The 14,179-nt window shown below is 61.8% G+C and carries 13 protein-coding genes, 1 tRNA gene and 1 riboswitch; of the genes, 11 read left to right on the top strand and 3 right to left on the bottom strand.

Translation table 11 applies throughout. The annotated features are described in order from the left end of the window. Positions 1-14: 14 nt before the first annotated feature. Positions 15-123, bottom strand: a riboswitch (TPP riboswitch). Positions 124-270: 147 nt separating this feature from the next. The 3 genes from DES41_RS18175 to DES41_RS37830 all read left to right on the top strand — a co-directional run bounded on the left by DES41_RS18175 (position 271) and on the right by DES41_RS37830 (position 2,799). Further along, positions 271-347, top strand: a tRNA-Arg gene (locus DES41_RS18175). Positions 348-466: 119 nt separating this feature from the next. Then, entirely contained in the window at positions 467-2,161 is a 1,695-nt protein-coding gene (locus tag DES41_RS18170; RefSeq protein WP_114469088.1) for a site-specific integrase, read from the top strand. A gap of 422 nt (positions 2,162-2,583) precedes the next feature. Then, a complete protein-coding gene (locus tag DES41_RS37830; protein WP_147282885.1) occupies positions 2,584-2,799 on the top strand; it encodes a hypothetical protein in 216 nt (71 codons plus the stop codon). A 271-nt stretch (positions 2,800-3,070) separates the two neighbouring features. Here the strand turns inward: DES41_RS37830 and DES41_RS37825 are convergent, their stop codons facing one another. Then, a complete protein-coding gene (locus tag DES41_RS37825) occupies positions 3,071-3,289 on the bottom strand; it encodes a hypothetical protein (RefSeq protein WP_170168213.1) in 219 nt (72 codons plus the stop codon). Positions 3,290-3,711: 422 nt separating this feature from the next. Further along, the gene (locus DES41_RS18155; RefSeq protein WP_114469085.1) at positions 3,712-3,969 is read right to left on the bottom strand and encodes a hypothetical protein; all 258 of its coding nucleotides are present in this window, start codon (positions 3,967-3,969) and stop codon (positions 3,712-3,714) included. Positions 3,970-5,146: 1,177 nt separating this feature from the next. Between DES41_RS18155 and DES41_RS18145 the strand changes: the two genes are divergently transcribed. Beyond that, positions 5,147-5,449, top strand: a complete 303-nt coding sequence (locus tag DES41_RS18145) for a hypothetical protein (RefSeq protein ID WP_114469083.1) — start codon at positions 5,147-5,149, stop codon at positions 5,447-5,449. Between the two features lie 78 nt (positions 5,450-5,527). Then, positions 5,528-5,986, top strand: coding sequence for a helix-turn-helix domain-containing protein (locus DES41_RS39830; RefSeq protein WP_114469082.1), 459 nt, complete (start codon positions 5,528-5,530; stop codon positions 5,984-5,986). Positions 5,987-6,124: 138 nt separating this feature from the next. Here DES41_RS39830 and DES41_RS18135 read toward each other — a convergent pair whose 3' ends face one another. Continuing rightward, positions 6,125-7,726, bottom strand: coding sequence for an AAA family ATPase (locus tag DES41_RS18135; RefSeq protein ID WP_114469081.1), 1,602 nt, complete (start codon positions 7,724-7,726; stop codon positions 6,125-6,127). A gap of 350 nt (positions 7,727-8,076) precedes the next feature. Between DES41_RS18135 and DES41_RS37820 the strand changes: the two genes are divergently transcribed. The 6 genes from DES41_RS37820 (at position 8,077) to DES41_RS18105 (ending at position 13,902) form a co-directional block, all read left to right on the top strand. Then, positions 8,077-8,541: a hypothetical protein gene (locus DES41_RS37820; RefSeq protein ID WP_147282883.1), complete on the top strand. Its 465-nt coding sequence runs from the start codon at positions 8,077-8,079 to the stop codon at positions 8,539-8,541. Positions 8,542-8,642: 101 nt separating this feature from the next. Continuing rightward, on the top strand, positions 8,643-11,300 hold the full coding sequence (locus DES41_RS18125) for a hypothetical protein (RefSeq protein WP_114469080.1): 2,658 nt from the start codon (positions 8,643-8,645) through the stop codon (positions 11,298-11,300). A gap of 940 nt (positions 11,301-12,240) precedes the next feature. Beyond that, the gene (locus tag DES41_RS18120) at positions 12,241-12,798 is read left to right on the top strand and encodes a pentapeptide repeat-containing protein (RefSeq protein WP_170168211.1); all 558 of its coding nucleotides are present in this window, start codon (positions 12,241-12,243) and stop codon (positions 12,796-12,798) included. An 11-nt stretch (positions 12,799-12,809) separates the two neighbouring features. Then, positions 12,810-13,274 (top strand): hypothetical protein, encoded by a 465-nt coding sequence (locus tag DES41_RS18115; RefSeq protein ID WP_114469078.1) that lies wholly within the window; start codon positions 12,810-12,812, stop codon positions 13,272-13,274. After that, entirely contained in the window at positions 13,274-13,507 is a 234-nt protein-coding gene (locus DES41_RS18110) for a hypothetical protein (protein WP_114469077.1), read from the top strand. Before DES41_RS18115 ends, DES41_RS18110 begins: the two co-directional genes overlap by 1 nt. Continuing rightward, complete coding sequence (locus tag DES41_RS18105) at positions 13,507-13,902, top strand: hypothetical protein (protein WP_114469076.1); 396 nt, start codon at positions 13,507-13,509, stop codon at positions 13,900-13,902. Before DES41_RS18110 ends, DES41_RS18105 begins: the two co-directional genes overlap by 1 nt. Positions 13,903-14,179 lie beyond the last annotated feature (277 nt).

The raw sequence follows: 14,179 nt of genomic DNA, 5'->3' as shown, positions 1-14,179 counted from the left end.
GACGTGCGCAGGCACCCAAGCACTGCAGCTCTTCTTACGCTGGTATGACCCAGATCAAGTTCGCGGTTCCGGCGATCAAGTTCGCCATCTCAGCACGCCATACGTGCACCCCGGAGCGGGGGCGAGTCTAGCGGCGCGGCGCGCAGGGTGTCAATGCGCGGCCACGCGCCAGCGACTTCGCTATCATCGCGGCCTTCGCACCAACGCCATGTGCGGAGCGCTCCGCCAGCTCAGAACCCAACTGCAGCAAGGAATGGCGCATGTTCAGCACTGCCCGTAGCTCAGTTGGATAGAGCAACAGCCTTCTAAGCTGTGGGTCGGGGGTTCGATCCCCTCCGGGCAGGCCAGCCTAAAATAGTCGTTTTCAGAGGGAAACGAGGCTGCATGCGGGCTTCCAGCCACAAGGCTGTATCAGCGGGGTGTATCACTAGTGGCACTTGATCAACCTGATTTGAAGGGTGACAAGATGCGACTTCCAGCCGGCGTGTTCCCGCGTGGTTCCATGTTCTGGTGCCGCCTGGTGATACCCAAGGATCTACGGCACCTTTACCCGCGTACCGCATCTGGTGCCCTCGCCACCACACATAGCTGTGTCTCGCTGCAGACCAGCGACCGGGCCGAAGCACGCGTCCGGGGCATGGCGCGACGGGCCGAGGTTGAAGGCGAATTCCTCGAAAAGCGACGCGCCCTTGCGGTGCCGGCAGTGCGCCCGACTGCGGCCCTGCAGACCATCATCGCGGATGCTGTCTATGCGGGGCAACTGGCATGGGACGAAGGCCGAAGGGCCGACAGACACACCACGGTGCGGATGGTCTCCGGCGTTCACTCTGGCCCCATCGACAGCCGCCCGGACTACCCCGAGGTCTCCCGGCTGGCTCCCTTGCCCGCGTCGGTGGTGGCCCAGCGTGCAGCCTTCAACCGTACGCGTTTGGAGTACGTTCAGCACGCAATTGCGTCCGGCGATCTTCAGGCAATGATCCCGCTGGCATCGCAGGCCGCGCGATCTCTGGGTCTCACGGTGGACTGGGACAGCGCCGAAGGTGCCGCGACTTTGGAAGCTTGCCTGCGGGCCCATGCGCGGGCCTGTGAAGTGTCGATCAAACGAGACTCCGGCGTGGTGGTCGACACCCCGGCGCTTCCTGAGCCGCCCAGCGACACCAGCGCCCTCAAGGCCACCCCGCTGCATCTGCGGGACGCGCTCGTGAACTGGGAGGCCAAGCGCCGCCCAAAGCCCGATGCACTGAAGCGCACGGAAAGGGCCTTGCTTCTACTGAAAGAGGCAGGCCACGACAAGCCCCTGGGCAAGCTGACGCGGCCCGATGGTGCTCGTTTGCGTGACTGGCTGCGCGACCCAGCCCGAGGCTTCAAGCAGAAGACCGGTCAGAACTACTGGCTGGCGTTGCAGTCCCTGCTGAACGTTGCAACCGAATATGGCCAACTTGAACGCAATCCATGGGCCGGCCTGGAGTTCGACGTAACGGACAGCAAAGGACGCGCGGAGTTCACGGCCGAGCAGTTGACGGCGTTGTTCGGCTCTACTCTGTACACCGCTGGTGCCTACCGCCCCATCTACAAAGTGCAGCCATGGGACGCGTACTACGTGATGTTGCTGGGCCTTTGGACAGGCTCACGTATTGGCGAACTGGGACAGCTTGAGGTGGCCGACGTGCTTACCGAAAACAGGGTTGCCTTGGTATCTATCCACGAAGACGCGGAAGGCTCGACTATCAAGAACCCCGAAGCGGGCATCCGCAAGGTCCCTATCGCTCCCGAGGTCCTGCGCCTGGGACTCATGGATTTCGTGCGCGACCGCCAGGCCGCTGGTGACATCAAGTTGTTCCCCTCGCTACACCGCGGCGGCAAGACTAGCCCGGGCGACGTGATGGGCGAATGGGTGCGTGGGTATCGCAAAGACCTGGGGCTGCCGCCTGGGCCATTGGAGGGCTTCCACAAGTTCCGTCACACCATCCGCACCGCCCTGGCTGCACACCACGTTGGCGAGGCGACTGCAGATGCTCTGACAGGCCACGCAGCAACGGGAAGCACCGGTCGCAAGGTTTACACCCATGTGCGCCCGGTCACGGTTCTGGAGGCGCTGCGACTACCGCTGTTCCCCTTCCTGGACCTCCCGCGCGTCTACCCGACTCGCAGCGCCTCCTAAGCATCCCAGCACCCCATGAAGTCCCTGGCAATCACCCAAGGCCCCCTGGAGCTCACAGGCGAACCGCCGCCCTCGTTCGGCTCCACCTATCGGGACTTCGTGGTCTTGTTATGGCTTGAGACCACGCCGGACGGCTGGGAGTGCGCCGGGATCGCTCACACGGCGCTGTGCGACCACAACATGACGTTCAGGATGCAGAGAGTTCACGGGGAGCGGAGGGACGCCATTGATGCCGCGATGGCCCAGGCAGGACGTGCTATCGACGTGTGGTACGCAGACAGGGGCCAGTAAACACAGACATGGCGCTTGGCGCATCGGCCTACACGCAGCCTAGTGGGCGGACTGCAAATCAGTGGGCGCACCTTTGCAGACTCTTCCGTGCTCGCCATCAAAGCTAGCGGGCGCCGACCTTGGAGGCACGGATGAGCTACCTTGAATGCAGCCGAGCGTGGAAGGCCGCGCATCTTGCCGCCGATCTAGCAGAGCGGCGTATTTTTCGCGGTGTCCTGGCCGGTGCTCAGGCGACGCCTATAGAGCGGGAGGTCGCCAAGACCTTGCGACTAGAGGCCCAGGAGAAATTACGCGCAATGGTTGCCGCCTGTAGCGCCGACGCGGCCCGCTTCCCACTGGCTCATTAAGGTCCAACTCGGCACGCAGCTTGCCCGGGGCCGAGATGGCCGAAAGTGTTGACCAAGCTGTGATTGAGGGGCGCGAAGCTTTTCACGCTGGCTTTCAGTCGGCCGCGAATCCGTATGCTTTCTCTCCCGGCCTACTGCATGCTGCCTGGTCTATGGGCTGGCACCAGGAGCATGGGTCTACCGCCTTGCGGGAGTCCCGGGTGCTGACAAAAGCCGTGAGGGCGTTCAGATCGATGCAGCATGCGTCCCAGCACTCGGAGATCGGGCGTACTTAGAGCGGAAACCGTGGTGGCCTCATGCGTTCTCGCGCCAATGCCGCGCGGCCCTCTGGCGCAATTCTGTGAACAACCGATGAACGATTTCCGTCCTCGGCGCTCGGCGCGGACACCGAGGCTTCAATAAAGCCCGCCGCGCGAAGCGCTTGAATATCGCGCACTGCGTCTTGATCATCGACGTGCAGCGGAAATGCAGCATTCGCGATGGATTTCAAGAATTGCATAGGCCGCATAGACATACACCGATGTTATGTCAACGGAGCAACGCGACAGCGTGGCACCGTGCGAACCCGCCAGGCCAAGCAATGGAAGCTGAGACAGCGCCCGTCTAGAACAACGCGGCGCCCAACTGGGAGCATGCAATGGCGTTCCATGCGCTTCGCATCTTCAATGTGTCGGGCGTGACCTCATGTACTGCCCAACGCTCGGAAGCCGAGTGCTTGGACGTGCTGATTCTGGGAAGTCCTGAAGCCTTGCGTATCGTCGCCCAACTAATGATGCTGGGGCCCCTTGATGCCGAGTTCCACGGCCAGCAGTTCCGATTGACCAAATTCACTGTGCGGAACCAAGGGGACCGAGGGCGCTTGGTGTTCACTGCGACCCACACGCCGGCTACAGGATTCACCGCCTCCTAGAGCTATAGCCCATGCCAGCCGGAGACGCTGCGGGCCGCCATAGCCTCCAGCGCCTTGATGCTGTCTTCGGTCCCTGGGAGTCCCCGGAATGCGTCCAGGGCCAGCAACATGGACGCCCTACTCAGCCGCTGCTGGTGGTAGTCCATCTCAAGCCGCATGACCAGTTCCAACGCCGCCACCCGGACTTCCAGGTCGTCCGCAACCGCTGCGGCCACTCGGATGGCTTCCAGGTGGATCAGCGCGGATGGGAAGTGGTGCATGCGGTCAATGTAGACGACGGCGTAACGACTGGCGCTAAATCGTCGCAAGGGTTGTCCCTTGGCCGGTCGAGCACCTAAGTTCACGGCGGTCGCGGCGTCGACCTACCTTCTGCGCATGTGACCAGCCTCAAGCTTGGGCTCTTGTGCAGACCCCCTCGTGCCGCGCCTGCCAAGCAGTAGAAGGCACATCATTGAGGTAATCCGGATGACCTGTTGTCAAGCTAGCTTGGCCTGGAAGGCTGCCCATCTTGTCGCTGAGCGCGCGGAACGGCGCGTGTTTCGGGGAGGTCTGACCGGCATCCCCGCTACGCCCGCTGAACAGGAACACGCCACATCGCTGCGAGCGGACGCCCGGCAAAAACTACGCGCAATGCTATCTGCCTGTTCGGGTTAGACGCAGCTTTTCCACCCATTCGTCTAGGTGCCAGGATGGGCACGGGGCTTGCCCGTGTTCTACATGGCCACCTGCGTTGACGAAGCTGTTTTGGAAGGTCGGGCGGCGTTCCACGGCGGTACGCCATCTCCGGCGAACCCCTACCCCGAATCCCCAGGCCTTTTGCATGCTGCCTGGTCTATGGGCTGGCATCAAGAGCACGGGGCCGCGGCGGTCAATGAAGCTCGGGCTTTGATAGAAGCACTGCGCCAGTTCAAATCAAAGGCGCGAACCCAGAGACAAAGGTGAACGCGCCTAGGCCGGATGGCCTCATGTTGTCCCTGCGCCCCGTGGACAACCCTGTGCCTAACCCCATGCAGAACTGCCGTAAGCGTTGCCTGGCGCGGCTGCGCTGCGGTGCCCAAGGAATGGGCAGCGCATAGCTGCGGTCTCTTAATCCGCTGCTTCCTTCGTCCTCTCAAGCCAAGGTCCCCGCGCCCTTGAGTCCTCCCCAGGCTCCGGGGCCTCATCGATCCTCGCCCGGAGCCACGCGGCGCCGCCCAGGCGGTCGACCTTGTCGCGCTGATCTCGGCTCAGGCGGATCATCATGGTTGCGCTCTCCCCCTGGATGACCCTGGGCCGCCCGGTGCGCTTTGGTTTCTCCTGTTCCATGTACGAATTCTGCCGGGAAGTGAAGCGTTTTGCCTATGCATAAGTCCCTGCACAATGCTCGGGCATTGCTGCGCATCAGACTTTCGCAATTGCATAATTCAGTTGTCGACACCCAACGCAAAGGAAAGCACCATGAACGCCATCACCGCTCCCCTGTCCCTGCATTCGTTGCTGGCACGCCTGGAGGCGAGCGAAACCATCGCAGTGGTTGAGCACGAGTTCAACGAGGCCGCAGAGGCGCCCTGGATCTCTCTGGAAGTGGGACAACTGGACGCAACGGTTACTCTCGACCTCCAAGATTCCCGCGTCCTCATCATGACCGCGGACAACCAAGCTTTGTACGTCAAGCGCATCAGTGCCGACTGGGACCAATCGGTATTCGAGTTCTTGAACGTGCTTGCATCTGCTGTCGAGTCAAAAGCCGTTACCGCGTGATGTGCCTATGCGTTGCGTTCCCCCTACGAACGTCGCGCCGATCCCGTAGGACAACAGGCAGCGTTCTCCCAATTGAGGATGAAACGCGACAAACGGACTAAATCCCCCACAGTTTGCGCATCAGACTGTGTGGTTCTCTACAGCAATGGAGGACCAATGCGCGACCGACTGCCCCCATCTGCCCTGATGCTCAGAATGCGATTCGGAGCGACGCTCAAAGGGCGCAGGCAAGACCTCGGATTCACTCAAGGCGACATCGCGGAACGCTTAGGCATCGAAGCAAACATGGTGTCGCAGGTTGAGCGGGGAGTGACTGCCCTCCCAATGCACGACTTGCAACGCTGGGCCGCTGCGCTTCGCATGCCGAAGGCGGCGCTTGCCGACCGCTTCGCGTTCTATAACCTGCCGGACTTCTACTGCGCTAGGTACAACAAAGATCCGTATGCGGTCGAGGAGCTAGCCCGGCCAGCCCTAACAGCCCGAAGTGCCCCGGGTCGCCCCGCGGAGCGCGGCGCCCGAGACCGCCGGGAACCCTGAATTGGAAAGGCGGCTAGTGGGGCTTGTCATTGGGGTGCTCAGCGCTCGGGCTCTCGGTCGTGGAGGCATGGCAGGGGCTAATAGAATACGAAGCTCCTACACTCGCCGGGTTGAAGTTAGTTGCTTTGACTAACTCGATTAGGCGGGCACGCCGCCAACCAAGGCCTGTGTCCGAGCAAGCATGCCATCGTCAGCGTTGAGAATTTTAATGGCCGCTGCTTCATAGTGCTTTGAATCTGTAAAGCCTAGGGCGTTTGCTATCGTTTTCTTTATGCCGGATTTCTTAATATTGAACCGTCCGCATATGCCGTCCCAGTCTCGATTTTGGACAAATTCATTCAGCAGAAGTTTGTGCTGTTCTACAACCTGCTCCACATTGAGGCGCCGTTCAAATGGGACGCCCGCGCGAACGTCGTTCATCGTGGGTGCGTTGCGTTCCCACTCATTTCGTAGCGCCCGCTCCGCAGAGCGTTCGGCCAGACCGGCTGCACTTTGCTTCAGGACGTCCAGTGCCGCAGAAATGGCTTTACGGCCCATAAGCTGTGCGTCCCCTGGTAAAATCTGCGACATCTTCTCCGCTATTGCAAAAATGATCGTTGAGTGATAATACACAGATTCAACGGAATAGAGCGGTAGGGTGTGCACCTTATCCTGGTTCAGGCTCTGGATCTCATCGGCCGACCTTGAATCCCCGTCTATCAAGCCATGCGCGTTTATCCAGTGAAGCTCTTCCGACTGCGTTATTCCTTTGGTTGCTTGAATTACGTCTTTGCAGCGCCGCTTTGCGACAACCGAGAAGCCAGGAAATAGTACGGAATAAAGAGCAAGATCCATACTTCCGACTTCATCGCCTTCGATAAATAGGATTTTCTTTCTTGCCCCAAGGATATCCTCTTGGATCTGGCGGTCCAGCGCCTCTCCGGGTAGAAAAAGGTCGGCTTCCCACCGGACGGGGTGTTCTCCAGAGTATGAGCAGCCGCGTACCAACAAGGTTTTTGTTGCGGACGTGTCAAGCGGTAGGTGCAAGTCGTGAGTTGATACTACAAATGCGCAGTCATTCCTTTCCGCCAATAACATCGAAAGAAAAGGCGCAATAATTGATCGATGCAGGTGCCGCTCTGGCTCATCGATCAAGATAAGACGACCCGGTTTTGCGGAAAGCACCATCGCGGCAATGATAAGCGCATTTCTCTCACCATCAGACAATTGCTGAATGCTATATTCGGCACCGGTAGTGGCGCGTCGTGCAACGAGGTTGTCGCGTCCATCGATCGCGACTGAAATCGGGAGATTTGCTACGCTAAAAAGGTTGTTTATACGCGCAACTGGCGAACTTTTGGCAGTTTCTTTCGAAATAGCATCTAAGTCGCCGCGTGTCAGGAGCTCGGTAATCGCGCGCGCCCTACGATTCTCCTCGGCCATGAGGTCCGATACGCCGATATTTGACCTATAAGGCGCATAATCGTCTCGATACCGGGAATTTATGTTTATGTCGGACTGTCGAAGGCTAGTGTCGATATTTACCCTCTCGGCCGGAGAAATTCCAACAGCGGCATTCTGAAACCACATTTGCCGATGAGCTGTTATTCGCTCGGCATTGCCATGGTGCTGAAGATAAAAATGATGCATTAGGCTTGATTTTCCTGCACCATTCGCGCCCAGTAGAAAGATCGATTCTCCTGCGTTCAGTTGAATATTATTGGGCTCTCCCGCATTGGGAAGCGATAGTAGGTAAGTCATTGCAATATGAGGTAAGGACTACCGGCGAGTAAACAGGCACCTGTTGTAACAGATACCACAAGTCGTAGAACCTCGCTTGGTCGCTATGTGCCAACCTAAAGCGCTGGGACCCTCATCCTGGTCTCAGGCTACTCCGTGACCACGCGGGCCAAGATCATCGACCGCTGGCAGGAGCTGGAGGGCTCAAGCCGAAGCCCTGGAGGCCAAGGACGCACAGATCGCTGCCCTGAAGCCGGCGGCCACGGTGGGCACCTTGGTCGCCGAGCCTCCGCCAGCAACAAATCCGCAGGGGGTGAACACCCTACCTGCCGATAAAACCGCTAGGGGGTGACAACCCTACAGGCCACCACATGACCATTCCCACTGCACCCAGCGAACCCGACGCATTGCAAACCAGCTTGACGGCCTTGCGTTCCCGGCTGGGCCTGACGCAGCCGAAAGCGCTGCGACCGCCGCCGAGCCTCCCAGCAGCGCCCGAGGCTCCTAGCGCACGCCGAGCCACCCGGCGCACCTCCTCATCTCCAAAGCCCCCCGCGTCCGCTTCGGCCGCCGTTGCGACGACGTACTACGCGGACAACAAGTCCGCCGTTCGTGCGCAACAGGCCAGGTACCGCGCAGCAAACCGGGATGCCATCCTGGCACGGCGGCGTGAGGCTGCGGCGGCGAACCGGGCCGCCCAAGCCGCCAGCAACGCCAAGCACTATGCAGCGAACCGCGATGCCATCTTGTCGCAGAAGCGGGCGGCCTACGCGGTAAAGAAGGCGGCCCGCAGCTTGTCGCCGAGCACCCCCGAAGAACAAACCCGCAGGGGGTGACAACCCTACCGCCGCAGCACGCGGCCCGGCGCACCTTGCGCCCCATTGCTGTCCCGTCGCTGCTTTGACGGACTCGCCTGCCCATCCATCCAAGCAACAGCATGACCACACAACAACCATCCGCCGGCCCGCGCGGCTTCAGCGTGAACCCCGCGCCCTCCGTGCGCACCCAGCAGCACCAAGCCACCCAAGCCACCGTGCAAGGCCAAGGGGCACAACTGAGCGCCATCGGCTCTGCCCTCGGCTCTTTCTTCGGCACTACGGCCAAGACCATCGAATCCATTGGCGAGATCCAGCACCGCGAAGAACTGGTCGAGATCGAGCGCCAGAACGAAACGCGCAAGGCCCAGGGCCTGGCCGAAGCTGGATCGGGCGCACCGCGCAATGAGGCGCTGAATGGCTTCCAGGCATACAAAGGCGCCTATGACGTCGCAGTGGCCGACGAGACCGCCTCGCGTATCTCCACGGACCTCGGGACCGCCATTCGTGACCTGCCTAACACGCCAGACCAGGACCTAGATGCCTTCGCTACCGACTTCGTCCGCAAGCAAGTCGCGGGCGGCACGGGCGACCCGGCCATTGACGGGCGGGTTGCATGGGGCGTCAAGCGCCAAGCTGACCAGCTGTTGGCGCAGAAGCGTGAACTGATCGCGCAGACCGCCGAAAGCAACATTGCAGAGACCATCAGCAAGTCGCTGACGCGGAAAATGATGGAGCAAGGCGGCGTGACCACGGGCCAAGTGGACGGCTTTTACGGCGAGGCTCTTGGTCTGATGAAAGGCGATGTCGCGAAGGCCGACCAGTTCTTTGCTGGTGTCCTGAAGACCGCCATCTACAACCCCGGTCACGCCAATTCCACCCTGGCCGCTATGCGCGAGTCCGGCTTCGCCCAGCGCAATCCCGATGTCTATCGCGAGATCACCGAGGCCGCATGGCAACGCACGAATCAAATCAAGTCTGTGGCCGCAGGCAGCGAGGTTGAGCAAGTCAACACCGACTATGCAGCTGCCCAGGCGAACTACAGGAACGCCGGGACCCTGATGCCAGTTCAGGAATACCTGGGCTTCATACGTCGCGCGGCAGATGTCGATAACCGGCATGGTGTCGGCCGCGGTCAATTCCCATGGCTGACCGCTGGCCTTGATGACCGCGCAAGCGGTCACGCGGGCGCCCGTTCGGCCCTGCAGACCCAGGCGGAAGCGAACTCCATCGTCCAAGCCTTCTTGGGTCAAAACGGTGGCTCGCTGCGCCGCGTGCTGTCCAACGGCACCGCGAAGGAACCTGAGTTCAACTCGACCATCCAGAAGTCGTTCATTCCTGCCGTCAACACCATCATGCAATTGCCCGGGTTCGCAGAACGCTATCCCGACCTTGCCGCGGCCCAGCAGGCCGGCGGCGGCTATGACTTCCTGGCAAGTCGACAGAGCGCGGGGCAGTTCGGTCGGCTCTTGGGATCTCGACCGGACGCCTTCGGCTTCGCCGTCGACGACAACACCGCGGCCCAGTTCTCGGATGCGCTGATGAGCGGCGACCCGCAACGCATGATGATCGCTGTCACAGGCGCATCCGCCCTCAAGGACACCCCAGGCGGCGAGCAGTTCTTGCGGTCGCTGCTGCGTGACGACAAGGCACGTGCGCGGTTCGATGTCATCCTGACCCGCGCTAGGGACGCGGGCGGCCTGGAAACCGCCGTGCAACTTGTGGCGGCCGATGCCGGCGCGGAGCAGCGCGGACACAAGGCTACGCTCCCGACTCGTATCGACTGGGCCGATGCTCTGCGCGATCCTGAACTGAAGGAGTTTGCCGCGAAGGACGAGATCGATCGACGAGCCGCAAAGGCACTGACCAAGGCCAGCGGCCACGACGGGGTCATCTTCAATCCTCGTGTCAACTTGCACCCCACCTTACAAGACAAGCTGTACCGACTCACGGCACGCCACGCCTACGAGCAGCAGGCCAATCTACCAGCCGGCGGGAAGCCTGACCTGTCGCAAGCGGCGGACTGGGCAGCGAAGTCCGTTGCGGCCGAGGCTGTACCGATCTCGGCTCAGGGTGGAGTGCTGCGGTACATCCCGGACCCTTATGCGGGCAAAGGCCGGCAGCTCAAGGACCCCATTGCCACCTATGGTGGTCGGAAGGTCTATGCCGGAACCAAGATCGTCAACGCCTTTGGACAGGAGGAGGACCCGCACGCGACATTCGTGCGCAAAGACCTCCCGGCCATCGTGAAGACCTTTAGCGGCCTTCTGGGTCTCGACCCGGCAGACGACAGCTTCGCGGATGAGTTCATCGACGGGCTCAACCCAGATCGCTCCAAGGTGGCCGAGGGTCGCCAGACCCGGCAAAGCGGCGCAGCGGCCTCCCGAGTCTACTTGGCGCTGCCGGACATGAAGCCAGGCCTAATGCCGATCATGAAGACTGGACAAGTCCCGCTTGCAGTTTTCGGCGGCCAAACCGTCCACCTGAACGGGAAGGACCAAGTGATCCCGAAGTCCCCTGCCGAAGCCGACAGCTTCTTGGCTGGCATCTTGCCGCCTGGGGTCCACGTGATCCGCGGCGCTTCGACCCGTGAAGGCGCCAACACCTACCGATTTGCCTACGGCTATCGACTGGTTGGCGACGAACGTGCGGCGGCCGAGCAACTGCACCAGCAGGGCGAAGCCCGCAAAGCGGAGATCAAGGTGTGGCAAGCGAACGCGGATCCGGTGACGGGTGCCGTTCAGCACCAAAAGCACCCGGTCGCCTTCGCGCGGCCCTGAGGCCATCGGGGCAAGCCCATAGTGACCCAGCGTCCCCGGGGGATACATCGTGATCCCTGGGGCGCATCGGGTCCAGCGAAACAAACGAATAAATCCGCAGGTGGTAAGAGAGACCCTATGCACGGCCCGACCGTTGTGCACCCTGGCTTCGCGAAACAAACGAATAAAAGGCTAGGTGGTAGAAGGACCCTAGGTCCCGACCACTCCCAGGCCTGACAGGGGCCATCACTTCACCCTGTCACCCCCGTGTCTTCACGGCGCCACCCGGCGAAACGAAGAGGCTCCCATGGCCGACATGGGCGAACGCGCAGAAGTTCGCTGGACGAGGCCTGACCCCACCTCCCCAGCTACTGGCCCCCGAGGCCGCACTGAAACCCGTTCGACCTCCACCGTGTCGTGCGCGAGCACGACTTGCGCTCTGGGGGGTCTCGCCGAAGGCGAAACCTTGAGTCTTCTTGAAGACATCGAAGGGTCAAACACAAAGAGCCTGATGAGCTTGAGAACCTTGGGTTGATCCCTTCGTATCTCAGTGTTTACGGTCTTGAAGAACAACTCTCAGAGTAGTCCTAAGCATCTTCAGGACACCCAAGACCATCCCTGATCCGGCTTCGCCGTACCCCTTTCAGAGATGGTCAGCAGGCCGCAAGGCCCGCCACGTACCCCAACCGTCCATCGCTGGTGGGCGATGGGCAAGGCAACTCCATGAACCCCCTGTGTCGCAAGGCTCAGGGGGCTTCTTTTTGCCTGCCCGTTTTCTGTCAGCCGCGCCGTCGACCGCCAAGAGTCGCCGCGTATCCCGACACCGCCGCAATGGCGCTGTAGCCGCCATGCGCTTCGCATGGCACCTTGCACCACACCACCAATGATCATCACCTTTCTCAGCCGCTACCCAGGCGGCACACCCTGGAGTGTTCGCATCTCCGGGAACCCATCTGAACCTGTGGCCCGCCGTGCGGCCATCGAGCACGCTGCGCGAACCGGCGAGGCGCTGCACTTCCTGAGCCTGGATGGCATGGACCTGAGCGAGGGCCACTACGAGGGCCTGAAGCTGGTCAACTGTTCCGCCGTTGGCGTGAACTGGTCCGGCTCCAAGATGGCCGGCGCCAGCTTCGACAACTGCGCATTGAGCTACAGCCTGTTCGGGCGCGTAAAGGCGCACGGCGCCGCGTTCACGACCTGCGACCTGTCCGGGTCTCTATGGAACGGCGCGGATGCGACCGAGGCCGTGTTCACTGCCGTGAACTTCCGCGGTGTCTCTGCGCGTGACCTGGTGGCCCCGCGGTCTCGCTGGTCGTCCGTGCGCACTGCTCGCGCTGACTTCCGCGGCGCAGACCTGGCCTATGCCGACCTGCGCAGCGTGGACGACCGCGAGGTGATCCTGGCGCAAAGCAGCATGCCCGAGCACATCAAGGCCGGGACCCGCTGCGTCGCCGCGGGCAGTTCCATCGAGAACGCCCAGAAGTTCGCCGCCCAGTTCAACCCCGAAGCAGTAGCGTGAAGGCGCCCAGCATGTTCAAGATTTCCACCGTCGCCGACAAAGGCGCCCCGACCATCGAGACCGAGTCCGGTCCGATCTACGCGGACACGCCCGAGGCCGCAAGGTACCTGGAAGCAAAGGCCATCGCTGATCCGCTTCGCTCGCTGGTGCTCGGCGTTCAAGCCATGGCCCTAACCAAGCCGCAGGCCCTAGACCTCGTGGTCCAGATGCTTGCCAGCTTGCCGGCCGCACATGAACGGCTCAGCGAGGATCTCCGAGGTCTGCGCACGGTCCTGGAGACCGGCGGCGATTTCGCGCCCATCATGGTCCGCCTGGAGCATGACCACCTGTCCCGCATTCAGTTCGGTATGGGTTGCACGTCCAGTTCCGCCCCTGCGCCCTTGCGCCCGGGCACGATCACCAAGGACGACCCGAGGCACCCCGAGCACCCGCTGAATCCCACGCAGCAACACAAGAGCCTGCCGAGGAACGCCTGATGCACTTCGATTCCAACGGTAACCCCGTGCAGCCCAGTGGCTTCCGTCAAAGCCGCATCACGGGTGCGCTGCAGTTCGTGGCGACCCCGAACACGACCATGACGCAGGGCCAATGGGCGCGACGCGTTGACGAAGCTGGAGCCATGGCGGATCAGACCTTGGACAACGCAGAGCGTGTCACGGTCGTGGGCCCAGGCAGTCGGGACGTGCGTTTCCGCGTAGGTGGCCGCTGATGGGTGGCTATGCAACTCTGAGCCGCAATTACGGGGCGCTCGCCCCGCGTGCGCTCAATGGGCGCACGTACGCGGCCGCCTTCGGCACTCGGCACGACCCGGACGGGACCGCGCATGTGTCTGTCGAGGGGCATCCAAGTATGCGCGTGATGCTGCGCACCAGCGATCACCACCGCTTGGTGGGTGCCTATGGTTTGACCGGGACACGCTGGGTCTACGAAGACGGCGAAGTCCGCGCGTATGCCCTGGGGCCCGGCCGCAAGCCGATCAAGGACCACACCTATAGCGTGGCCGCGTTGATCCTGGGTGCCCAGGATGGCGACGTGATCCACATGGAAGACTGCCTAGACCTGAGGCCCGAGCGCATGCGCTTGGAGCGACGGGGCGGGCACTGAGAAACCCGGCGGGCCTGAGGTCCGCCACCGATTGAAAGAACACTCATGTACTACGCTGTACGTGTCCGCGGCAACAGCCTGCAAGTTGCACAAGATGATGAGAGCGCCGACGCGCTCTATGAGGGCCCCGAGGGCCTAGGCGTTATGGACTACCTCCCCGCTGGCTGTCGGTTGCTCGGCGGCCTAGCCCGCCGACCGGGCCGTGTCACCTACAACGCCGCTACTGGGAAGTGCTCGGGCGTGGGCCTGCCCGATGTGAGCCCGACTCCTCCAGCCG

This window comes from Pseudorhodoferax soli (assembly GCF_003337555.1).
Classification (GTDB): domain Bacteria; phylum Pseudomonadota; class Gammaproteobacteria; order Burkholderiales; family Burkholderiaceae_C; genus Pseudorhodoferax; species Pseudorhodoferax soli.
The sequence above is the reverse complement of the archived record's forward strand: the minus strand, read 5'-3'. Positions and strand labels throughout refer to the sequence as shown.

Excerpts from the sequence above, each read along its gene's own strand:
- DES41_RS18170 (WP_114469088.1), top strand. The coding sequence starts at position 467 with ATGCGACTTCCAGCCGGCGTGTTCCCGCGTGGTTCCATGTTCTGGTGC.
- DES41_RS37830 (WP_147282885.1), top strand. The coding sequence starts at position 2,584 with ATGAGCTACCTTGAATGCAGCCGAGCGTGGAAGGCCGCGCATCTTGCC.
- DES41_RS18155 (WP_114469085.1), bottom strand. The coding sequence starts at position 3,969 with ATGCACCACTTCCCATCCGCGCTGATCCACCTGGAAGCCATCCGAGTG.
- DES41_RS18145 (WP_114469083.1), top strand. The coding sequence starts at position 5,147 with ATGAACGCCATCACCGCTCCCCTGTCCCTGCATTCGTTGCTGGCACGC.
- DES41_RS39830 (WP_114469082.1), top strand. The coding sequence starts at position 5,528 with ATGAAACGCGACAAACGGACTAAATCCCCCACAGTTTGCGCATCAGAC.
- DES41_RS18135 (WP_114469081.1), bottom strand. The coding sequence starts at position 7,726 with ATGACTTACCTACTATCGCTTCCCAATGCGGGAGAGCCCAATAATATT.
- DES41_RS37820 (WP_147282883.1), top strand. The coding sequence starts at position 8,077 with ATGACCATTCCCACTGCACCCAGCGAACCCGACGCATTGCAAACCAGC.
- DES41_RS18125 (WP_114469080.1), top strand. The coding sequence starts at position 8,643 with ATGACCACACAACAACCATCCGCCGGCCCGCGCGGCTTCAGCGTGAAC.
- DES41_RS18115 (WP_114469078.1), top strand. The coding sequence starts at position 12,810 with ATGTTCAAGATTTCCACCGTCGCCGACAAAGGCGCCCCGACCATCGAG.
- DES41_RS18110 (WP_114469077.1), top strand. The coding sequence starts at position 13,274 with ATGCACTTCGATTCCAACGGTAACCCCGTGCAGCCCAGTGGCTTCCGT.
- DES41_RS18105 (WP_114469076.1), top strand. The coding sequence starts at position 13,507 with ATGGGTGGCTATGCAACTCTGAGCCGCAATTACGGGGCGCTCGCCCCG.